This window comes from Agreia pratensis, assembly GCF_900177685.1.
In the GTDB taxonomy this organism is placed as follows: Bacteria; Actinomycetota; Actinomycetes; order Actinomycetales; family Microbacteriaceae; genus Agreia; species Agreia pratensis.
In genome coordinates, this window is record NZ_FXAY01000001.1 from 291,302 (window position 1) to 309,881 (window position 18,580).

The window sequence follows — 18,580 nt, forward strand, 5'->3', positions numbered from 1 at the left end:
ACGCGCTCCGGGCAGCTAGCATCGAAGCGATGCCAGACACCTCAGAGAAACCGCCGATCGACTCCGTCACGCCCCCTTTATCGACGCGCGACCGAATCATCGATGCCTTCGCCGAACTGCTCGGCGAGAACGGCGAACGCGCCGCGACGCTCGACGCAGTCGCCGCCGCCGCGGGCGTCTCCAAGGGTGGACTGCTCTACCACTTCGGCTCGAAAGAAGCCCTGATCGAGGGTGTGCTCGAGCGACTGGCGACGTTGGTCGAGCGCGACGTCGCGGCCATCCGGTCGTCACCATCGGGGCCGGTCGCACACCTGATCCGCACATCCATGGCGACGGGCAGCGCGCTCGACAAGGCGCTGGTCGCGACCTCGCGCCTGGCCCAGGCCTCGAACTCCACGGCGCGGGATGCGCTGCGCGCCGCCAACGACGCCTGGTACGGGATCGTGCTCGAGAGCACGGGCGACCCGGTTCTCTCACGGGCGATCATGCTGATCAGCGATGGGCTCGCCTACGGGTCGGCGTTTCTTCCCGAATCGATGACTCCCGACACGGCCGAACTGACGAGATCAGACATCGACGACCTCGTCGATCTGATCACCGAGGTCACGGCCCAGCGCGCGGGCCACTGAACTCTGCGCTACTCCGTGAGGTCGATCTCCTGCAGTGAGTCGGCGTCGATGGCCGTACGCAGTTTCTCGAGCAGCTCTTCGGGGGCAGGCGAGTCGACGGTCAGCACGCTGAGCGCCTTGCCGCCGGCGACGTGGCGCGCGATCTGCATCCCTGCGATGTTGATGTCGGCGTCGCCGAACTCCTTGCCGTAGATGGCGACGATGCCTGGGCGGTCGTCGTAGGTCATCACGATGAGGTGCTCCGCAAAGGGAACCTCGACGTCGTAGCCGTTGATCTCGACGATCTTCTCGATCTGCTTCGTGCCGGTCAGCGTTCCCGACACCGAGATCTGCGACCCGTCGCTGAGCGCTCCCTCGAGCGTGATGAGGTTGCGGTACTCCTCCGACACGGCCTCGGTGATCAGGCGAGTCGTCACGCCTCGCTGCTCGGCGAGCAGCGGCGCGTTGACGTACGACACCGTCTCGCTGACGACATTCGTGAAGATGCCCTTCAACGCGGCGAGCTTGAGAACGCTCACGTCGAAGTCGACGATCTCGCCGCGCACGATGACGTCGACACTGGTGAGCGGGCTGTGGGCGAGGCCCGAGAAAACCTGTCCGAGCTTCTCGACCAGGGGGATGCCGGGTCGCACCGTCGGGTCGATGACTCCGCCGGCGACGTTCACGGCATCCGGAACGAGCTCACCCGACAGAGCCAGGCGAACCGACTTCGCCACCGAGACGCCCGCCTTCTCCTGCGCCTCGTCAGTGGATGCGCCCAGGTGGGGCGTGACGACGACGTTGGGCAGGGCGAGCAACGGCGAATCGGTCGGCGGCTCGCTGACGAACACGTCGAGTCCGGCTCCCGCGATGGTGCCGGCCGTGAGTGCTCGGTGGAGCGCGTCTTCGTCGATGAGCCCGCCGCGGGCCACGTTGACGATGAACGAGGTGGGCTTCATCAGCGCCAGTTGTTCGTCGCTGATCATTCCCGTGGTCTCAGGCGTCTTCGGCATGTGGATGGTGATGAAGTCGCTCTGCGCGAGCAGCTCGTCGAGGCTGAGCAGGGTGACGCCCAGCTGCTGCGCACGGGCCGAGGTGACGTAGGGGTCGTAGGCGACGACGTTCGTGCCGAATGCCTGCATGCGAGCGGTGATCAGGGCGCCGATGCGACCGAGCCCGATGATGCCGATCGTCTTCTCGTAGAGCTCGACGCCGGTGTAGGCGCTGCGCTTCCACTTGCCCTCGGCCAGAGCCGAGTGAGCGGCCGGGATGTGACGGGCCAGGCTCAGAATGTGGCCGACGGTCAGCTCTGCGGCCGAGATGATGTTCGAGGTGGGCGCGTTCACGACCATGACTCCGGCGGCGGTGGCGGCCTTGATATCGACGTTGTCGAGACCAACGCCGGCGCGAGCGACGACCTTGAGCTTAGGCGCAGCGGCGATGGCCTCGGCGTCGACCTTTGTGGCGGAACGCACCAGAATCGCATCGGCGTTCGTCAGCGCGTCGAGCAGCGCCGGTCGGTCGGTTCCGTCGACGTTGACGACTTCGAAGTCGGGGCCGAGCGCCTCGACGGTGGCGGGTGAGAGTTCTTCGGCGATCAAGACGACCGGTTTCGACACGGATCGGATCCTTCGGTTTGGCTCTGTAAAGAGGATTTCCGCGGGACTGCGCGGCCAGAACCATATTAGGGGCAGGCACAATGGGCTCATGACCGATGCGACTCTGACCGTAATAGTGACGATCGTACGCATCGCGATCGCCGTGGTCTTCATCGGCATGGGCATCAACCATTTCGTGCCGAAGGCGGCACGAATCATGGCGAAGATGATCCCGCCGATGCTCCGCCGTGAAGGAGCTTTGAACCCGCTGAACCTGGTCTATTTCACCGGATTCTGCGAAATCGCCGGCGGCATCGGCCTGCTCGTTCCGCAGACCCGGCTCGCGGCGGCTATCGCACTGGTCGTTTTCCTTGCCGCCGTCTTTCCTGCCAACGCGTATGCGGCTGCGAATCGCGAGCGTTTCGGCGCCGTCGCCATCCCGTTCTGGCCCCGACTGATCGGCCAGATCGTGTTGGCCGCGCTGATCATCTGGGTGGGCGTCGCCACTTAGAGGCCGCCGAGCAGCAGCGACTCCAGGTCGGCCTTGATGACCATCGTCACGGCGAGGGCCACGAGGAAGACGACCGCCTTGGCCCAAGCCGGCATACGCCAGCCGACGAGGAAGCCCAGCCCGTAGGTGACGATCGGGGCAGCGATCGAGCCGATGAAGACGAGCCACGAGAGGCCTGTGAGGCCGAGGCCGAAGGTGGCGATCGCCTCGAAGAGGTTGGCCACCCCGACCCAGACCCAGATGGCAGAGATGAGAGCGAAGAGCAGTGCGACGGCCCAGCCGACCTTCTTCGAGAAGGTGAGTTCGCGAAATGTCGATCTCGTGGCGACGGCGTTCGGTGTTGCAGCGGTGTTCTTGGTCATGGCGTGCTCCTACGCTCCCTGGATAAACGGCCAGGGCACGAGCACGAAGACTCCGAGCAGCAGCCAGCCGAGGCGCGAACGCCACGTTCTCTTCTGCGTCAGCAGCAGAGTCGATACGAACCACAGGGGCGCCGCGGCGATCGAGAGGAACTGACCGATGCGGAAGCAGATCTCGAGAAAGAGGCTGTCGAGCGGAAAGAACGTGACGGTCGTGCGGGCGACGACGATAGCCCAGCCGATCGTGTAGAGCAGATAGACGCCGCCCAGAATACCGAGCGTGATGAGTGCCGCAGAGCTCAGCTGGGCAGACGCTTTCTCGGCCGCAGCCAGTTCGGCTTCGACCTTGGCGTCTTCGGCCAGCTCGGCCTGCTCGAGAACCGTCGGCGCCTCAGCGCGCTCTGCGTTCTCGACGCCGGGCGCGCCGGCCGCGCCGGTCGAGCCCGCCTGGATGGGCGGAGTCAGCGTGGGGTCGTCGTCGCCCGCCCAGCTCAGGGCGTCGTCGTTGCGGCTCGTCATGTAGGCAAGATTAGCCGCTCACCACAGACGCTAAACCGACAGAACGCGCTTCTCCCCCGCATCGACAGGGAACACGAAGCGATTCTGCTTCGGAGGCATCGGGCAATTGAACCAGTCGGAGAACCCACACGGCGGAATGTACGCGCGGTTGAAGTCGAGCTCGACGGAGCCGTCTCGGCGAGGACGCACGGCGAGGAAGCGCCCGACGTCGTAGGTCTCGTCGCCCGTGGTGAGATCCTGAAAGACCAGCAGCAGTTTTCCCTCGTCTTCGAAGGCCGCCAGAGTGCGAGATTCTCCGCCGATCACCACGTCGATGTCACCGGGAAGCACCTCGTCACGCAGACGACCCTCGTCTTTGATGTGCTCGATGCCGATGGCACGCTTCTCGGTGGGCGTGAATGTTCCCTCGAGAACCCATTCGGGCTTGAACTCGTAGGCCGAGATGCGGTCGAAGTTCTCGGCCTTCTCGTTTGCCGGATCCCATACACGCACGATGTAGTGCCCCTCGACTCCGGGGTAGACGGTGCCGGTCGCTCCGCCGCCGAAGGCCAGGGTCGACGGAACGACCGTGTCGGATCCGGCAATATCGACGGTGCCGTCGATCAGTTCGCCATCCACGCGGATGCCGTCGGCCGCGGCCGCCGTGACCCTCACGCCGCCGCCGGTCGGGATAGGTGCCCAGAGCCCGGGCACGCCGTCGATGGAGCGCTCGGAGTCGATCTCCGTGGTGCTCACCAGAGCCAGCGGGCCCTGCGGGGAGGTGACATAGCGGTGACGAGTCTGGCGGAAGCGCAGGAAGTCGGCTTCGGCAGCGGAGGTAGAGGTGTTGTTCACAGCGTCCATGATCCTCTCAACTCGCGGCTGGCGCGTCCGATTCCCGAAGGGCCGCGCTGTAGTGCAGGAAGAAACGTTCGACGAAGGACGAAAATCGCCCGCACAGTCTATTTTTCCTGCGTTGTGGCGACGCCACCAATGCAGACGACGAACGCCCAGCCGAGAATTCCCAGAAGGCAGATGCGCTCGGTGGCGCCGAGCACGGCGGGCGCGACCGCGATCGAGATCGTCAGGGAGACGAGGCCGACGACAGCGAGCACCAGAAAGACGGTGGCGGGCCGACGCAAGCCGAGCATTTCGGGCGCCCGGCGCATCCAGTGTGTCAGAAGAGCCATGGCGGCCAAGGCGAGCATGAAGCCTGTGGTGGCGAACGCGACGTGAACGGTTCCGACGAGCGTCGTGGGTGCGATGCCGAACTCGCCAGGCCCGTTCACGTCGGTCGGAAAGAACACGAGGGCGGCCGAACAGAGTCCGGCGAGCCCGAGAAACGCCGATCCAATGCGACGCGTCGCCAAGACAGGCCCGATGCGAGCGACGACGATCAGCACACAGAACGTCATGGCCGCTCGTCCGAGGAAGTTCAGGTTCATCAGCCAGCCGAAGGGCCCGACAGCGAGGTTGCTCTCTGCGTCGGCTATCGGGCTGTAGTGGGGTGGCAACAGCTGCAGCACCACATCGATCACCACGTAGGCGCCGACGAGCGCCATGCCTGCCCAGGCAGCGACGCGGAGAAACGGCGACGGCCGCCCCGACTGAGTCGGGGCGGCCGTCGTGTCGTGAGTCAGGAGACTACCGCGCGGCGGAGCCATCGGTGTAGTCGGCGTCCTGCTGCTTCCAGGCGAACAGAGCGCGCAGCTCCTTGCCCGTGGCCTCGATCGGGTGCTGGGCACCCTTCTCGCGCAGCGCGAGGAACTCGGGAGCTCCGGCATCCTGGTCATCGATGAAGCGCTTCGCGAACGCGCCGTTCTGGATGTCGGCGAGGACGGCCTGCATGTTGGCCTTGACCTCGGGCGTGATGACGCGGGGACCCGAGACGTAGTCGCCGTACTCGGCCGTGTCGGAGACGCTCCAGCGCTGCTTGGCGATGCCGCCCTCCCACATGAGGTCGACGATGAGCTTCAGCTCGTGCAGTACCTCGAAGTACGCGATCTGCGGCTGGTAGCCTGCCTCGGTCAGGGTCTCGAAGCCGTACTGAACGAGCTGCGAGACACCGCCGCAGAGAACGGCCTGCTCGCCGAACAGGTCGGTCTCGGTCTCTTCGGTGAATGTGGTCTTGATTCCACCGGCGCGCAGGCCGCCGATCGCACGCGAGTACGACCAGGCGAGCTGCCAGGCAGAACCGGAGGCGTCTTTCTCGACGGCGACGATCACGGGAACGCCACGGCCGGCCTCGTATTCGCGGCGAACCGTGTGGCCCGGGCCCTTGGGAGCGACGAGGATCACGTCGACGCCGTCGGGCGCCTGGATGTAGTCGTAGCGGATGTTGAAGCCGTGACCGAACACGAGGGTCGCGCCCTGCTTCAGGCTGGGGGCGATGTCATCGCGGTAGATGTGACGCTGGAACTGGTCGGGAGCGAGCAGCACGATGACGTCGGACTGGGCGGTCGCCTCTGCGACGCTCAGCACCGTGAAGCCGGCCTCCTGAGCCTTGGCGATCGACTTCGATCCCTCTTTCAGTCCGATGACGACATCGACGCCGGAGTCGCGCAGGTTGAGCGCGTGGGCGTGGCCCTGCGAGCCATAGCCGACGACGGCCACCTTCTTGCCCTGGATGAGCGACAGGTCTGCATCTTTGTCGTAGAAGATTTCGGTCACTTTATTACTGCTCCTTGTTATGTGGTTTGTGTTCGATTGCGGTGGTCTCGATACGGCCGCGGGCGGCCTACTCGACCAGCGCAGTAGTACTAATTCTTGAAGACGCGTTCGGTGATGCTCTTTGATCCGCGGCCGATGGCGAGCAGGCCCGACTGGGCCAACTCCTTGATTCCGTAAGGCTCTACGACGCGCAGGAACGCATTCGTTTTACCGGAGTCGCCTGTGATCTCGATGACCAAAGCATCGGTGGAGACGTCGACGACGCGAGCTCGGAACAGATTCACAGCCTCGAGTACGTGCGACCGCGTCGAGTTGTCGACGCGCACCTTCACGAGCATGTGTTCTCGCTGAACCGACTGGTCTGGCTCGAGCTCGACGATCTTGATCACATTGATGAGCTTGTTCAACTGTTTGGTGACCTGTTCGAGCGGCAGCTCCTCGACATCGACGGCGACCGTGATGCGCGAGAGTCCTTCGATCTCGGATGCGCCCACGGCGAGGCTCTCGATGTTGAATCCGCGGCGGGCGAAGAGACCGGCGACCCGCGTGAGCAGACCTGGTTTGTCTTCGACGAGCAGGGAGAGAACGTGGTGGCTCATGGTCTACTCCTCATCCCACTCTGGGGCGATCTGCTGTGCGTGTTCGATCAGCGAGTTGCTGACGCCTTGCGGAACCATCGGCCAGACCATGGCATCTCGGCTCACGATGAAGTCGATCACGACCGGGCGGTCGTTCGTCTCGATCGCGAGCTTGATCGCCGCGTCGATCTCCTCGACCTTGGTGACTCTGATGCCGAGAGCGCCGTACGCGTCGGCGAGCTTCACGAAGTCGGGCACCATCGCCGTGCCATGGCCGGTATTGAGGTCGGTGAACGAGTGCCGTCCGTCGTAGAACAGGCTCTGCCACTGCCGCACCATGCCGAGCGAGGAGTTGTTGATGATGGCGACCTTGATCGGGATGTTGTTGATCGTGCAGGTCGCCAGTTCCTGATTGGTCATCTGGAAGCATCCATCACCGTCGATCGCCCATACGGTGCGGTCGGGCTCGGCGACCTTGGCGCCCATGGCGGCGGGAACGCCGTAGCCCATGGTGCCGGCGCCGCCGGAGTTCAGCCAGGCATTGGGCCGCTCGTACTTGATGAACTGGGCCGCCCACATCTGGTGCTGGCCGACTCCGGATGCATAGATCGCCTCTGGTCCGGACAGCTCGCCGATGCGCTTGATCACGTACTGCGGCGAGAGCAGACCGTCGGTCGGCTCCGCGTAGCCGAGCGGGAACTCGACCTGCAGGCCGCGAAGGTACTCCCACCAGTCGGCGATGTCGGGCCGCGTCTCTGTGGCGGCAGCCGTGGCCACGAACGCCTTCGTGAGATCGGCGATCACATCTTTCGCGTCGCCCACGATGGGAACGTCAGCCGCGCGGATCTTGCCGATCTCGGCCGGGTCGACGTCGACGTGCACGATCTTGGCGTTGGGCGCGAACTCGCTGACCTTGCCGGTGACGCGGTCGTCGAAGCGCGCTCCGAGAGCGACGATGAGGTCGCTCTCTTGCAGCGCGAGAACGGCGGGCACGGTTCCGTGCATGCCCGGCATACCGAGATTCTGCTCGTGAGAGTCAGGGAACGCGCCTCGTGCCATCAGCGTGGTGACCACGGGCGTTCCGGTCGTCTCGGCCAGCACGGCGAGTTCGGCCGATGCCTCGGCCCGGATGACTCCGCCACCGACGTAGAAGACCGGCTTCTTCGCCTCGAGGATGAGCTGAGCCGCGGCCTGGATCTGCTTGCCGTGCGCCTTGGTCACCGGGCGGTACCCCGCGAGGTCGACCTTCGGGTTCCACACGAACGGTGCCGAGTTCTGCTGCGCATCTTTCGTGATGTCGACGAGCACGGGGCCTGGTCGGCCGGTGGATGCGATGTGATACGCGGCGGCGAGGGTCGCGGGCACGTCTTCCGGCTTGGTGACCAGGAAGGAGTGCTTGGTGATCGGCATCGTGATACCCACGATGTCGACCTCCTGGAACGCGTCGGTGCCCATCAGGGTCGAGAAGACCTGTCCGGTGATGATGAGCACGGGAACCGAGTCCATGTATGCGTCGGCGATGGCCGTCACCAGGTTGGTGGCGCCGGGGCCGGACGTCGCGATGGCGACGCCCACCTTGTTCGTCGACGAGGCGTAGCCTTCGGCCGCGTGGCCGGCGCCCTGCTCGTGCCGAACGAGGATGTGCCTGATCGCGGTCGACGCCATGAGCTCGTCGTAGAACGGAATGATGGCGCCGCCGGGAAGCCCGAAGACATCTTTTACACCGAGGTGCTCGAGCGAGCGCAGGATCGCGCCAGAGCCCGTCAGGATTTCAGGGGTGTTCGCTCCAGAGGGAGAGGAGGCCGGCTTGGGAAACGCCGGAGAGCTTGGCACGGGAGATGGATCCACGGGCATGTTGTTTTCCTAGCTTGGTGCCTGCACAGCGTGTCGCCTTTGCACTGCAGCAGACGAATGGTGATGAGGGTGGAGCGCGGTACTACCCCGTGATGGCGCCGGTCGCTGCCGACTTCACCAGTTTCGAGTACTTTGCCAGAACGCCACGGGTATAGCGCGGAGGAAGAGGGGCCCAGCCGTCTCGGCGGGCTGCAAGCTCATCGGCCTCGACGAGTAACTCGAGGGAGCGAGCGGCGATATCGACCCGTATTAGATCACCATCGCGCACGAAGGCGATAGGACCTTCGTCCACCGCTTCGGGTGCTATGTGGCCGATACACAGTCCGGTTGTGCCGCCTGAGAATCTGCCGTCCGTCAATAGTAGTACATCTTTTCCGAGGCCGGCTCCCTTGATGGCGGCCGTGATGGCGAGCATTTCACGCATTCCGGGGCCGCCCTTCGGGCCCTCGTAGCGGATCACCACGACGTCTCCATGCTCGATCAGTCCCTCGGTCAGCGCATCCATGGCAGCGCGCTCACGCTCGAACACCTTCGCGGGGCCCTCGAAGACCGCGGCGTCGAATCCGGCCGTCTTGACGACGGCACCCTCGGGAGCCAACGAACCCTTGAGAACCGTGAGTCCACCGGTGGGGTGGATCGGGTTGTCGAGCGTGCGGAGGACCTTGCCATCGAGCTCGGGGATGTCGAGCTCGGCCAGGTTCTCGGCCAGCGTCTTGCCGGTGACAGTGAGAACGTCTCCATGCAGCAGACCGGCGTCGAGCAACGCCTTCATGAGCACCGGCAGGCCGCCGTGGCGATCCATGTCGTTCATGACGTAGCGGCCGAACGGTTTCATGTCGGCGAGGTGCGGGATCGTGTCACCGATGCGGTTGAAGTCGTCGATCGTGAGGTCGACATCGGCCTCATAGGCGATCGCGAGAAGGTGCAGGATGACGTTGGTCGAGCCTCCGAGGGCCATCGCCACGGCGATGGCGTTCTCGAACGCCGGCTTGGTCAGGATGTCACGGGCGGTGATGCCGAGGCGCAGCATGTTGACGACGGCCTCGCCGCTGCGGTGCGCGTAGTAGTCGCGGCGACGATCGGCAGACGCGGGAGAAGCGGAGCCGGGCAGGCTCATGCCGAGGGCTTCGGCGACGCTGGCCATGGTGTTGGCCGTGTACATGCCACCGCAGGCGCCCTCGCCCGGCGCGAACGCGCATTCGATGCGCTTGGCATCCGCCTCGCTCATGGTGCCGGCCTTCACTCCACCGACAGCCTCGAACGAGTCGATGATGGTGATGTCTTTCTCGGTGCCGTCAGAGAGCTTCACCCAGCCCGGTGCGATCGAACCAGCGTAGAGAAACACGCTCGCGAGGTCGAGCCGGGCAGCCGCCATGAGCATGCCGGGCAGCGACTTGTCGCATCCGGCTAGAAGAACCGAGCCGTCGAGGCGCTCGGCCTGCATAACGACCTCGACACTGTCGGCGATGACCTCTCGCGAAACGAGTGAGAAGTGCATGCCTTCGTGGCCCATCGAGATACCGTCGGAGACGGAGACGGTGCCGAACTGAAGCGGGTAGCCACCGCCCGAATGCACACCCTCTTTTGCACCCTGGGCGAGACGGTCGAGCGACAGATTGCAGGGCGTGATCTCGTTCCACGAGCTCGCGATGCCGATCTGCGGCTTCTCCCAGTCGGCATCTCCCATTCCGACGGCTCGAAGCATTCCGCGCGAGGTAGTGGCTTCGATTCCATCGGTGACGACGCGACTGCGCGGCTTCATGTCTATTTCGGGCATGTTACGAGTTTAGAACCACTCAGCTAGCAGACATGCGCGCCTCGGCTCGGAATTGGCCGAGCATGGCCAACACCTGTGCGACCTCGGCCTCGTCGCTCACGCGGAACTCCGCGATCGTCTTTCCCGAGCCGCTCTTCAGGCCGAAGTCGCCGCTGCGCAGCACGGCGAACGCGTCTTCATCGGTCACATCGTCGCCCGCGTAGAACACGGCCGTTGCCTTCGTGTACTCCTTGAGATGCAGAAGCGCCTCGCCCTTGGTCGTCGACCTGATCGAGAACTCGAGCACGTTCTTGCCTTCGCGCACGGTGAGACCTTCGATCTCGGACTTCGTCTCGGCCAGCGCCATGAGGTGGGCCTGCCTGCTGCCCTCGTCGGAGGCGAGACGGGTATGAAGTGCGAAGCCCGCGGGCTTCGACTCGATCCAGACATCGTCGACGCGGTCTGCCACGTCTTCGAGCACCTCGCTGAGCACGTCGACCTGGGCGAGTTCCTGCGTATCGAGTGTGAGCCGAGTGGGGCTGTCGAGCCGGATCTCGACGCCGTGCGAACCGACGAGCAGCACGTCGTCGGGAAGATCGCTCACCTGCTCCAGGCTCTCCATCGCGCGGCCGGAGATGAGGGCGACGCGCGTCGAATCGAGCTTCAGCAGCTCGAGCACCGCACGCCTCGCCTCGGGAAGGGCGCGCGCGTGGCTCGGAACATCGACCTCGGGCGCAAGAGTGCCATCGAAGTCGAGCGCGACCAGCAGGCGCTCGGTTCGGGCGAGTTCGCGCAGACGGGCGATGAGTTCGTCGGTCTCATCGAGCTGGATGCCGGATTCGCCGACGTGGCTGGCGGTGGTCGACGGAGTACTCATCGGTCGGATGCTCCCCATTTGGTCGCGACATACGAGGGTGTGCCGCTCGGATCGGTCAAGGTCGACAGGAACGCGGTGGACCAGCGCGACACGTCGTAGTCGCGCACTCTCTTGCGCAGCGCACGCATCCGCTTGGTTCGTTCGCTCTTAGTCATCTGGATCGCCTCGAGGATCGACTCCTTGAGGCCGTCGATGTCGTGCGGGTTCACGAGAAGCGCACTCTTGAGCTCGTCGGCAGCGCCGGCGAACTCGCTGAGAACCAGAACGCCGTCGTCATCGAAGCGGCTGGCCACATATTCTTTGGCCACGAGATTCATGCCGTCACGCAGAGCGGTGACGAGCATCACATCGCTCGCGAGGTAGAGCGCCACCATCTCTTCTCTCGGATACCCCTGGTGCAGGTAGCTGATCGCGGTGTGGCTGATGCTGGAGTAGTCGCCGTTGATGCGGCCGACAGTGAGTTCGACCTCGTCGCGCAGCTGCTGGTATGCGGCGACGCGTTCACGACTCGGACTCGCGACCTGCACGAGCGTCACGTCTTCGACAGTGACCGCGCCATCGGCGAGGAGTTCACCGAACGCCTTGAGCCGGTGGCCGATGCCCTTCGTGTAGTCGAGTCGATCGACGCCGAGCATAACGACCTTGGGGTTTCCGAGTCCCGCGCGGATCTCCTTCGCCCTGGCCTGGATATCGGGGCGACGGGCAAGGTCTTCGAAGCTCTGCGTGTCGATCGAAATGGGGAAATGCCGCGCGTGCACGGTGCGCACCAGGCTTCCTCTTCTCGATGTCGAGACCCGGGCAGGCTCGATCGCCTCCGAGATCTCCTCGTCGATCGGCACATCGATCGCCGTGCCCTTCGTCGTGAAGCTCAGCAGACGACGCACGGCGCGCGTGAAGTTGCCCGCGTCGGCCGCGCGTTGGAAACCGATGAGGTCGGCTCCGAGAAGTCCCTCGATGATCTGGGCCCGCCACGGCAGCTGCGAGAAGATGCCGTATGCGGGAAACGGAATGTGGTTGAAGAAGCCGATGGTGAGGTCGGGGCGCAGCTCACGCAGAATCTTGGGCACCAGCTGGAGCTGGTAGTCCTGAACCCAGACCGTGCCGTCGGTCGCGGTGACCGATGCCGCCTTCTCAGCGAAGCGCTGGTTGACCCGCACGTACGACTCCCACCACTCGCGGTGATACGTGGGCGGTGCGATCACGTCGTGATAGAGCGGCCACAGCGTGTCGTTCGAGAAGCCCTCGTAGTACTCCTCGATGTCGGCAGCGCTGAGGGTGACGGGAACGATCGAGATGTCGTCGTGTTCGAAGGGCTCCGATTCGTCGTCGGCCACTCCAGCCCACCCGACCCAGGCGCCGTCGGCCTGCTTCATGACAGGCTCGAGCGCGGTTACGAGGCCGCCGGGAGACGTGCGCCACTCGACGCTGCCGTCGGGGCGGGTCACCTTGTCTACAGGGAGCCTGTTAGAGACGACAACGAGATCGTAGGTACCGACAGGGGTGTTCGGCCGCGGTGCGGCCTCTTCCGTGGAAATGGTGAACTCCTCGTTTGCCGCCGACGAAGTCGTCGACCGTGTAGACCAGTTATCAGGCTACCAGTCGCCCGCGTTCGCCCGCCGGTTCGCTGAGCATGCGCTATACAAGGCGACCCCGAGCATCCGGAACCCCGAGGCGGCGCGTGGGCAGAGCGACTAGCCTGAAAACCTGAACCCCGGAGGCTCGTATGCGCAAATTCATCTTCAACTCGAGTGTGATCGGTGCCGTCGTCGGCGCCTGGTCCGTGCTGCAGACCACCAGGCAGGGTCCGCGCGATTGGCGCCTGGCGCTCATGTGGGTGAGCTGGGGCATCACGGTCGCCCTCGCCATCGGCAGCGTGATGCAGGCAGACGACGACGCGCGCGAACTCGACGCGAAGTAGTCTCCTCCGTTCCCTGAGCCTGTCGAAGGGGCTTTTCGACTCAGGCCCTTCGACAAGCTCAGGGAACGGGGCTTCAGGCGAGGAAGCCGCGCAGCAGCGCCTCGGATCCCTCGAGGTGCTCGCGCATCGCGATTGCCGCCTTCTCGGAATCACCCGTGAGGATCGCGAGCACGATCTGTTCGTGCTGCTCATTCGAGTGCGCGATGTTGCGCTCGAGCAGCGGAATGTGATCGAGGAACTCGTTGACACGCATGCGGTTGTCGGCCAACAGCGCCATGAGTGATGGCACGCCGACCAGCTCGCCTATCGCGAGGTGCAGGCGGGAGTCCAGCCTCCGATAATCGTCGGCCTCTGCGTCTGCGGTCTCACGCATGCTCGTCCACAGGAGTTCGCGCTGCGCCTTCGTCAGCGAGCGGTCGGCCGCCGCACGAGCTGCACCGACCTCGAGGAGGTCGCGAAGCCCGAGCACGTCGTCGAGATCCGCCTGCGACACCTGCTCAGGCTGGCGCGCGGTGTCGTCGAGCACGCTGCTCAGCCCGACGAGAGGAACCCGATCGCTCACGAAGGTTCCGCCGTAGCGCCCGCGCCTGGAGACGAGAAAGCCGGCATCCGCGAGCGCCTTGATGGCGTCTCGCACGGTGTCTCGGCTCACCCCGAAGCGCAGTGCGAGATCGCGCTCGCTGGGAAGGGCGTCCCCCGGCGAGACCACTCCGAGGCGAATCGTCTGCAGCAGCCTCGAGACCGTGTCTTCGAAGGCATTGCCGGTGCGCACCCGGCGCAACAGAGCGTCGCCGGCCAGGCCCGCGGCATCCGGATGCGGCCCGCCCGCGGAATCGGTCATCGCTTCGCCGCCCGCTATTCGGGCGTCACGTAGGCGGAGCTGATGCCCCCGTCGACGAGGAAGGTCGAGCCCGTGATGAACGAGGAGTCGTCGCTCGCGAGGAAGGCGACCGAGGCGGCCAGTTCCTCTGGCTCGGCGAAACGGCCGAGGGGAATGTGCACCAGACGACGCTGAGCCCGTGCCGGGTCTTTGGCGAACAGCTCCTGCAGCAGGGGCGTGTTAACGGGGCCCGGGCAGAGAGCGTTGACCCGGATGCCCTGACGGGCGAATTGCACTCCGAGCTCACGCGACATGGCCAGGACTCCACCCTTCGACGCCGTGTACGAGATCTGCGAGGTGGCCGATCCCATCACGGCCACGAACGACGCGGTGTTGATGATCGATCCGCGCTTCTGCGGAACCATGTAGCGCAGAGCGGCGCGCGAGCACAGGTACACCGACTTGAGGTTCACGTCTTGCACCTTCTCCCACGCTGGAAGCTCGGTGGTCTCGATGGAGTCGTCGTCGGGCGGCGAGATGCCCGCGTTGTTGAAGGCGACATCGACGGATCCGTAGGTGTCGAAAGCCACCTTGAACAGATTGTCGACCTGAGCTTCGTCTGTGACGTTCACCTGCACGAAGAGGCCGCCCACGGCCTCGGCTGCGCGCTCACCGGAGGCAGCATCCATGTCGCCGATGACGACGGTGGCTCCCTCGGCGGCGAAGCGCCTGGCCGTGGCGAAGCCGATGCCGCTGGCTCCCCCGGTGATCACCGCCACCTTGCCGGCGAGCCGCTTCGTGAGGTCGATGGTGGGCAGGTCGGTCATGAGAGCTCCTCTACGGCGATGAAGACGTTCTTGGTGTCGGTGAAACTGAGGGGTGCGTCGGGGCCCAGCTCGCGGCCGAGGCCCGACTGCTTGAAGCCGCCGAAGGGCGTCGTGTAGCGAACAGACGAGTGCGAATTCACCGAGAGGTTGCCTGCTTCGACGGCTCTCGATACACGCAGGGCTCGGCCGACGTCGCGGGTCCAGATACTTCCCGAGAGGCCGTACTCCGTCGCGTTCGCGAGCGACACCGCGTCGGCCTCGCCATCGAATGGGAGCACGGTGACGACGGGTCCGAAGATCTCCTCCGTCGCGGTGCGGTCGTCGCGGCCAGGTGTGAGCACGGTCGGCGCAAACCAGTAGCCGGCGCCCGTGGGCGCCGATCCGCGGAAGGCGACCTGACTTTCATCGGGAACGTACGAGCTGACCTGTGCGTGGTGCTTCGCCGACACGAGGGGGCCCATCTCGGTCGCTTCGTCGCGCGGGTCTCCGACAGCGACCTTGGCCACGGCAGGCTCCAGCAACTCCATGAAGCGGTCGTAGACGCTGCGCTCCACGAGGATTCTCGAGCGGGCACAGCAGTCCTGACCGGCATTGTCGAAGACTCCGGCGGGCGCCGATGCGGCGGCCTTCTCGAGGTCGGAGTCGGCGAACACGATGTTGGCGCTCTTGCCACCGAGCTCGAGCGTCACGCGCTTCACCTGATCGGCGCTCTTCGCCATGATCTTCTTGCCGACCGCGGTCGATCCGGTGAAGACGACCTTGCGCACGGTCTGATTCGTGACGAAGCGGTCGCCCACCACCGACCCGTGACCGGGCAGCACCTGGAACAGCCCGTCGGGCAACCCCGCCTCGAGCCCGATCTCCGCGAGCCGCATCGAGGTCAGCGGCGTCCATTCGGCGGGCTTGAGCACCACGGCGTTGCCGGCCGCGAGCGCCGGAGCGAACCCCCACGCGGCGATGGTCATCGGAAAGTTCCAGGGGGTGATGACACCGACGACTCCCAGCGGCTCATGGAAGGTCACGTCGAGCCCGCCGGCGACAGGGATCTGCTTGCCGAAAAGGCGCTCGGGCGCTGCCGAGTAGTAGGTGAGCACGTCGCGCACGTGGCCCGCTTCCCACCGAGCCTGACCGATCGGATGGCCCGAATTCAGGGTCTCCAGTTGGGCGAGGGCCTCGACGTCGGCGTCGACGGCCGCCGCGAAGTCGCGCAGAGTCTGGGCCCGCTCGGCCGGGGCCCGACGCGCCCACGCTCTCTGCGCATCCGATGCCCTCGCGATGGCGTCGTCGGTGCCCTCGACGTCGAAGAGTTCGACGTCGGTGACGGCCTCTTCGGTCGCAGGGTTGATCACTGTGTAGCTGCTCATGCGTTGGGGCTGTCCTGTTCTTGGGCTCGATACTGTCTTGCTGCCTCGACGAGGCCTGCGAACAGGCGGATGTCGTCGCGCGACTCTTCGGGATGCCACTGCACGGCCACACCGAACGGAACCGAGTCGAGCTCGACCGCCTCGATCGTTCCGTCGGGCGTGCGTGCGGTGACGACGAGTCCGTCGCCGAGCGCATCGATGGCCTGGTGGTGATAGACGGGAACGTCGATCGCGTCCGTTCCCTGAGCTTGTCGAAGGGGGCCGTTCGAGGAGTTCCCTTCGACAGGCTCAGGGAACGGGAAGAGAAGCGACGAGAGGCGCGAATCCTCGGCGACGCTAACCTCGACGTGATTGAAGACGCCCTCGCCGGCCTGGTATCGACGGTCGCCGACGACATCCGGCAGGTGCTGGTGCAGAGTGCCCCCTCGGGCGACGTTGAGCATCTGCGCTCCACGGCAGATGCCGAGGAACGGAATCTCGCGCTCGATCGCCCGGCGCAGCAGCGCATCCTCCCAGGCGTCGCGGTCGGGACGCGGCTCGTCGGTCTCCGGGTGCGCATCCTGCCCGTAGCGCGATGACTCGATGTCTTTGCCCCCGGTGAGGATCAGCCCGTCGAGCGAGTCGAGCAGGCGGTCGGCGATCGCTTCACTGATGGCCTGCGGCGGAAGCAGCACTGCGATGCCTCCGGCCTTCTCGACAGCGTCGAAGTAGACCTTCGGCAGAAACGATGCGGGCACGTCCCAGACGCCGGTCTTCGCGCGCTCGAGGTACGTTGTGAGCCCGATGACGGGCAGCCGATCAGAGGCGCTCAAAGCCGCGGATCCTCTCCCAGTCGGTGACGGCCGAGTCGAAGGCTTTGAGCTCGATGCGGGCGTTGTTGACGTAGTGATCGACGACCTCGTCGCCGAATGCCGCTCGCGCGATCTCGCTCGATCCGAAGAGCTCCGCCGCGTCACGCAGATTCGTGGGCACCCGCGGCGCACCGGAAGTGTAGGCGTTGCCCACCGTGGCATCCTCGAGCTCGAGTTCGTTCTCGATGCCGTAGAGGCCGCCGGCGATCAGCGCCGCCGTGGCGAGGTACTGGTTCACGTCACCGCCCGGAACCCGGTTCTCGACGCGCATTCCGAGCCCCTTGCCCACCACGCGCAGGGCGCAGGTGCGGTTGTCGAGGCCCCATGCAACGGCCGTCGGTGCAAACGATCCGTCGACGTAGCGCTTGTAGGAGTTGATGTTGGGCGCGAAGAACAGCGTCAGCTCGCGCAGGGTCTTGAGCTGGCCGGCCATGAAGTGACGGAACATCGTCGACATGCCGTTCTCGGCATCCGGATCGCTGAAGACGGCCGTGCCGTCGGTGCCCCTGAGGCTGATGTGCACGTGGCACGAGTTGCCCTCGCGCTCGTTGAATTTGGCCATGAACGTGAGCGACTTGCCGTGCCTGTCGGCGATCTCTTTCGCACCGTTCTTGTAGATCGAGTGGTTGTCGCAGGTGACCATCGCGTCGTCGTAGCGAAAGCCGATCTCCTGCTGGCCCAGGTTGCACTCGCCCTTGACGCCCTCGCAGTACATGCCCGCGCCATCCATCGACACGCGAATGTCGCGGAGCAGCGGCTCCATGCGGGTGGAGGCCAGAAGTGCGTAGTCGATGTTGTAGTCACTGGCAGGGGTGAGATCGCGGTACCCCTTCGACCAGGCCGAGCGATAGCTGTCGTCGAAGACGATGAACTCGAGTTCGGTGGCGACGAAGGCCTCGAGTTCGCGGTCTTTCAGGCGCTTCATCTGGGCGGCCAGAATCTGTCGCGGAGACGGCTCGACGGGTGTCTCATCCAGCCAATGCAGGTCGGCGGTGACCATCGCGGTACCGGGAAGCCATGGGACCGTGCGCAGCGTCGACATGTCGGGCATCATCGCCATGTCGCCGTAGCCGTGCTCCCAACTCGACATGTCGTAGCCGTCGACGGTGTTCATCTCGACGTCGACGGCGAGCAGATAGTTGCAGCACTCGGCTCCGTGCGACGCAGCGTCTTCGACGAAGAGCCGCGCCGAGAGTCGTTTGCCGACGAGTCGACCCTGCATGTCGGTGAAGGCGACGATCACGGTGTCGATCTCGCCGGCCGAGACCTGAGCGGTCAGCGCGTCGAGCGTGAGATTTCCTGCAGTGGATGCCACGGTGTGCTCCTTCATCGATGGTCGCCACGGGCGCATCCTGCGCTGCAGAACCCCGTCGACCCGACCATTACATCACACAGCTCCGTCGGGCCTGGCCACTTTCTTTCCAGCATTTGTAACATGCAATTTACACACAAAGGTGGTGCCAACCAACCAATAGAACGCTAGTGTGTGGT

At 65.1% G+C, this 18,580-nt stretch carries 19 protein-coding genes; 3 read left to right on the top strand and 16 right to left on the bottom strand.

From position 1 onward, the window contains the following. Positions 1-29 precede the first annotated feature (29 nt). Positions 30-629: a TetR/AcrR family transcriptional regulator gene (locus B9Y86_RS01445; RefSeq protein WP_228515247.1), complete on the top strand. Its 600-nt coding sequence runs from the start codon at positions 30-32 to the stop codon at positions 627-629. 8 nt (positions 630-637) lie between these two features. On the opposite strand, the gene serA is transcribed toward B9Y86_RS01445, so the two are convergent. Next, positions 638-2,227 carry a phosphoglycerate dehydrogenase gene (gene serA, locus B9Y86_RS01450; protein ID WP_085482249.1) on the bottom strand — a complete coding sequence of 530 codons (1,590 nt, stop codon included), beginning with the start codon at positions 2,225-2,227 and terminating at the stop codon, positions 638-640. An 88-nt stretch (positions 2,228-2,315) separates the two neighbouring features. On the opposite strand from serA, the gene B9Y86_RS01455 reads away from it, so the two are divergent. Then, on the top strand, positions 2,316-2,717 hold the full coding sequence (locus B9Y86_RS01455; protein ID WP_085482251.1) for a DoxX family protein: 402 nt from the start codon (positions 2,316-2,318) through the stop codon (positions 2,715-2,717). Here B9Y86_RS01455 and B9Y86_RS01460 read toward each other — a convergent pair. The 10 genes from B9Y86_RS01460 to B9Y86_RS01505 form a co-directional block, all read right to left on the bottom strand. Further along, entirely contained in the window at positions 2,714-3,079 is a 366-nt protein-coding gene (locus tag B9Y86_RS01460) for a hypothetical protein (protein WP_085482254.1), read from the bottom strand. The two genes, B9Y86_RS01455 and B9Y86_RS01460, sit on opposite strands and share 4 nt — an antisense overlap. Before the next feature lie 9 nt (positions 3,080-3,088). Continuing rightward, complete coding sequence (locus B9Y86_RS01465; protein WP_085482256.1) at positions 3,089-3,595, bottom strand: hypothetical protein; 507 nt, start codon at positions 3,593-3,595, stop codon at positions 3,089-3,091. Between the two features lie 30 nt (positions 3,596-3,625). Further along, a complete protein-coding gene (locus B9Y86_RS01470) occupies positions 3,626-4,429 on the bottom strand; it encodes a DUF1684 domain-containing protein (protein ID WP_244894580.1) in 804 nt (267 codons plus the stop codon). A 107-nt stretch (positions 4,430-4,536) separates the two neighbouring features. Further along, positions 4,537-5,238 (bottom strand): DUF998 domain-containing protein, encoded by a 702-nt coding sequence (locus B9Y86_RS01475; RefSeq protein ID WP_085482260.1) that lies wholly within the window; start codon positions 5,236-5,238, stop codon positions 4,537-4,539. Further along, positions 5,219-6,265, bottom strand: a complete 1,047-nt coding sequence (gene ilvC, locus B9Y86_RS01480; RefSeq protein ID WP_483398199.1) for a ketol-acid reductoisomerase — start codon at positions 6,263-6,265, stop codon at positions 5,219-5,221. The genes B9Y86_RS01475 and ilvC overlap by 20 nt, the downstream gene beginning before the upstream one ends. Before the next feature lie 68 nt (positions 6,266-6,333). Beyond that, the gene (gene ilvN / locus B9Y86_RS01485; RefSeq protein ID WP_085482264.1) at positions 6,334-6,843 is read right to left on the bottom strand and encodes an acetolactate synthase small subunit; all 510 of its coding nucleotides are present in this window, start codon (positions 6,841-6,843) and stop codon (positions 6,334-6,336) included. Positions 6,844-6,846: 3 nt separating this feature from the next. Beyond that, positions 6,847-8,676: an acetolactate synthase large subunit gene (locus B9Y86_RS01490; RefSeq protein ID WP_085482266.1), complete on the bottom strand. Its 1,830-nt coding sequence runs from the start codon at positions 8,674-8,676 to the stop codon at positions 6,847-6,849. Between the two features lie 82 nt (positions 8,677-8,758). Then, positions 8,759-10,453 carry a dihydroxy-acid dehydratase gene (gene ilvD, locus B9Y86_RS01495; RefSeq protein WP_085482268.1) on the bottom strand — a complete coding sequence of 565 codons (1,695 nt, stop codon included), beginning with the start codon at positions 10,451-10,453 and terminating at the stop codon, positions 8,759-8,761. 19 nt (positions 10,454-10,472) lie between these two features. Continuing rightward, complete coding sequence (gene otsB, locus B9Y86_RS01500) at positions 10,473-11,309, bottom strand: trehalose-phosphatase (RefSeq protein ID WP_085482270.1); 837 nt, start codon at positions 11,307-11,309, stop codon at positions 10,473-10,475. Further along, the gene (locus tag B9Y86_RS01505; RefSeq protein ID WP_425319454.1) at positions 11,306-12,754 is read right to left on the bottom strand and encodes an alpha,alpha-trehalose-phosphate synthase (UDP-forming); all 1,449 of its coding nucleotides are present in this window, start codon (positions 12,752-12,754) and stop codon (positions 11,306-11,308) included. Before B9Y86_RS01505 ends, otsB begins: the two co-directional genes overlap by 4 nt. A 278-nt stretch (positions 12,755-13,032) precedes the next feature. Between B9Y86_RS01505 and B9Y86_RS01515 the strand changes: the two genes are divergently transcribed. Further along, a complete protein-coding gene (locus tag B9Y86_RS01515; protein ID WP_085482276.1) occupies positions 13,033-13,227 on the top strand; it encodes a hypothetical protein in 195 nt (64 codons plus the stop codon). Between the two features lie 73 nt (positions 13,228-13,300). On the opposite strand, the gene B9Y86_RS01520 is transcribed toward B9Y86_RS01515, so the two are convergent. From B9Y86_RS01520 to B9Y86_RS17695, 5 genes are read right to left on the bottom strand one after another with little or no spacing between them, the layout of a single operon-like run. Next, complete coding sequence (locus tag B9Y86_RS01520) at positions 13,301-14,068, bottom strand: FadR/GntR family transcriptional regulator (protein WP_085482278.1); 768 nt, start codon at positions 14,066-14,068, stop codon at positions 13,301-13,303. A 14-nt stretch (positions 14,069-14,082) separates the two neighbouring features. After that, positions 14,083-14,874 (bottom strand): 3-oxoacyl-ACP reductase, encoded by a 792-nt coding sequence (locus B9Y86_RS01525; protein ID WP_200920079.1) that lies wholly within the window; start codon positions 14,872-14,874, stop codon positions 14,083-14,085. Next, positions 14,871-16,238: an aldehyde dehydrogenase family protein gene (locus tag B9Y86_RS01530; protein ID WP_085482280.1), complete on the bottom strand. Its 1,368-nt coding sequence runs from the start codon at positions 16,236-16,238 to the stop codon at positions 14,871-14,873. Before B9Y86_RS01530 ends, B9Y86_RS01525 begins: the two co-directional genes overlap by 4 nt. After that, complete coding sequence (locus B9Y86_RS01535) at positions 16,235-17,050, bottom strand: gamma-glutamyl-gamma-aminobutyrate hydrolase family protein (protein WP_244894581.1); 816 nt, start codon at positions 17,048-17,050, stop codon at positions 16,235-16,237. Before B9Y86_RS01535 ends, B9Y86_RS01530 begins: the two co-directional genes overlap by 4 nt. After that, positions 17,037-18,419, bottom strand: coding sequence for a glutamine synthetase family protein (locus tag B9Y86_RS17695; protein ID WP_244894582.1), 1,383 nt, complete (start codon positions 18,417-18,419; stop codon positions 17,037-17,039). The genes B9Y86_RS01535 and B9Y86_RS17695 overlap by 14 nt, the downstream gene beginning before the upstream one ends. Between the last annotated feature and the right edge of the window lie 161 nt (positions 18,420-18,580).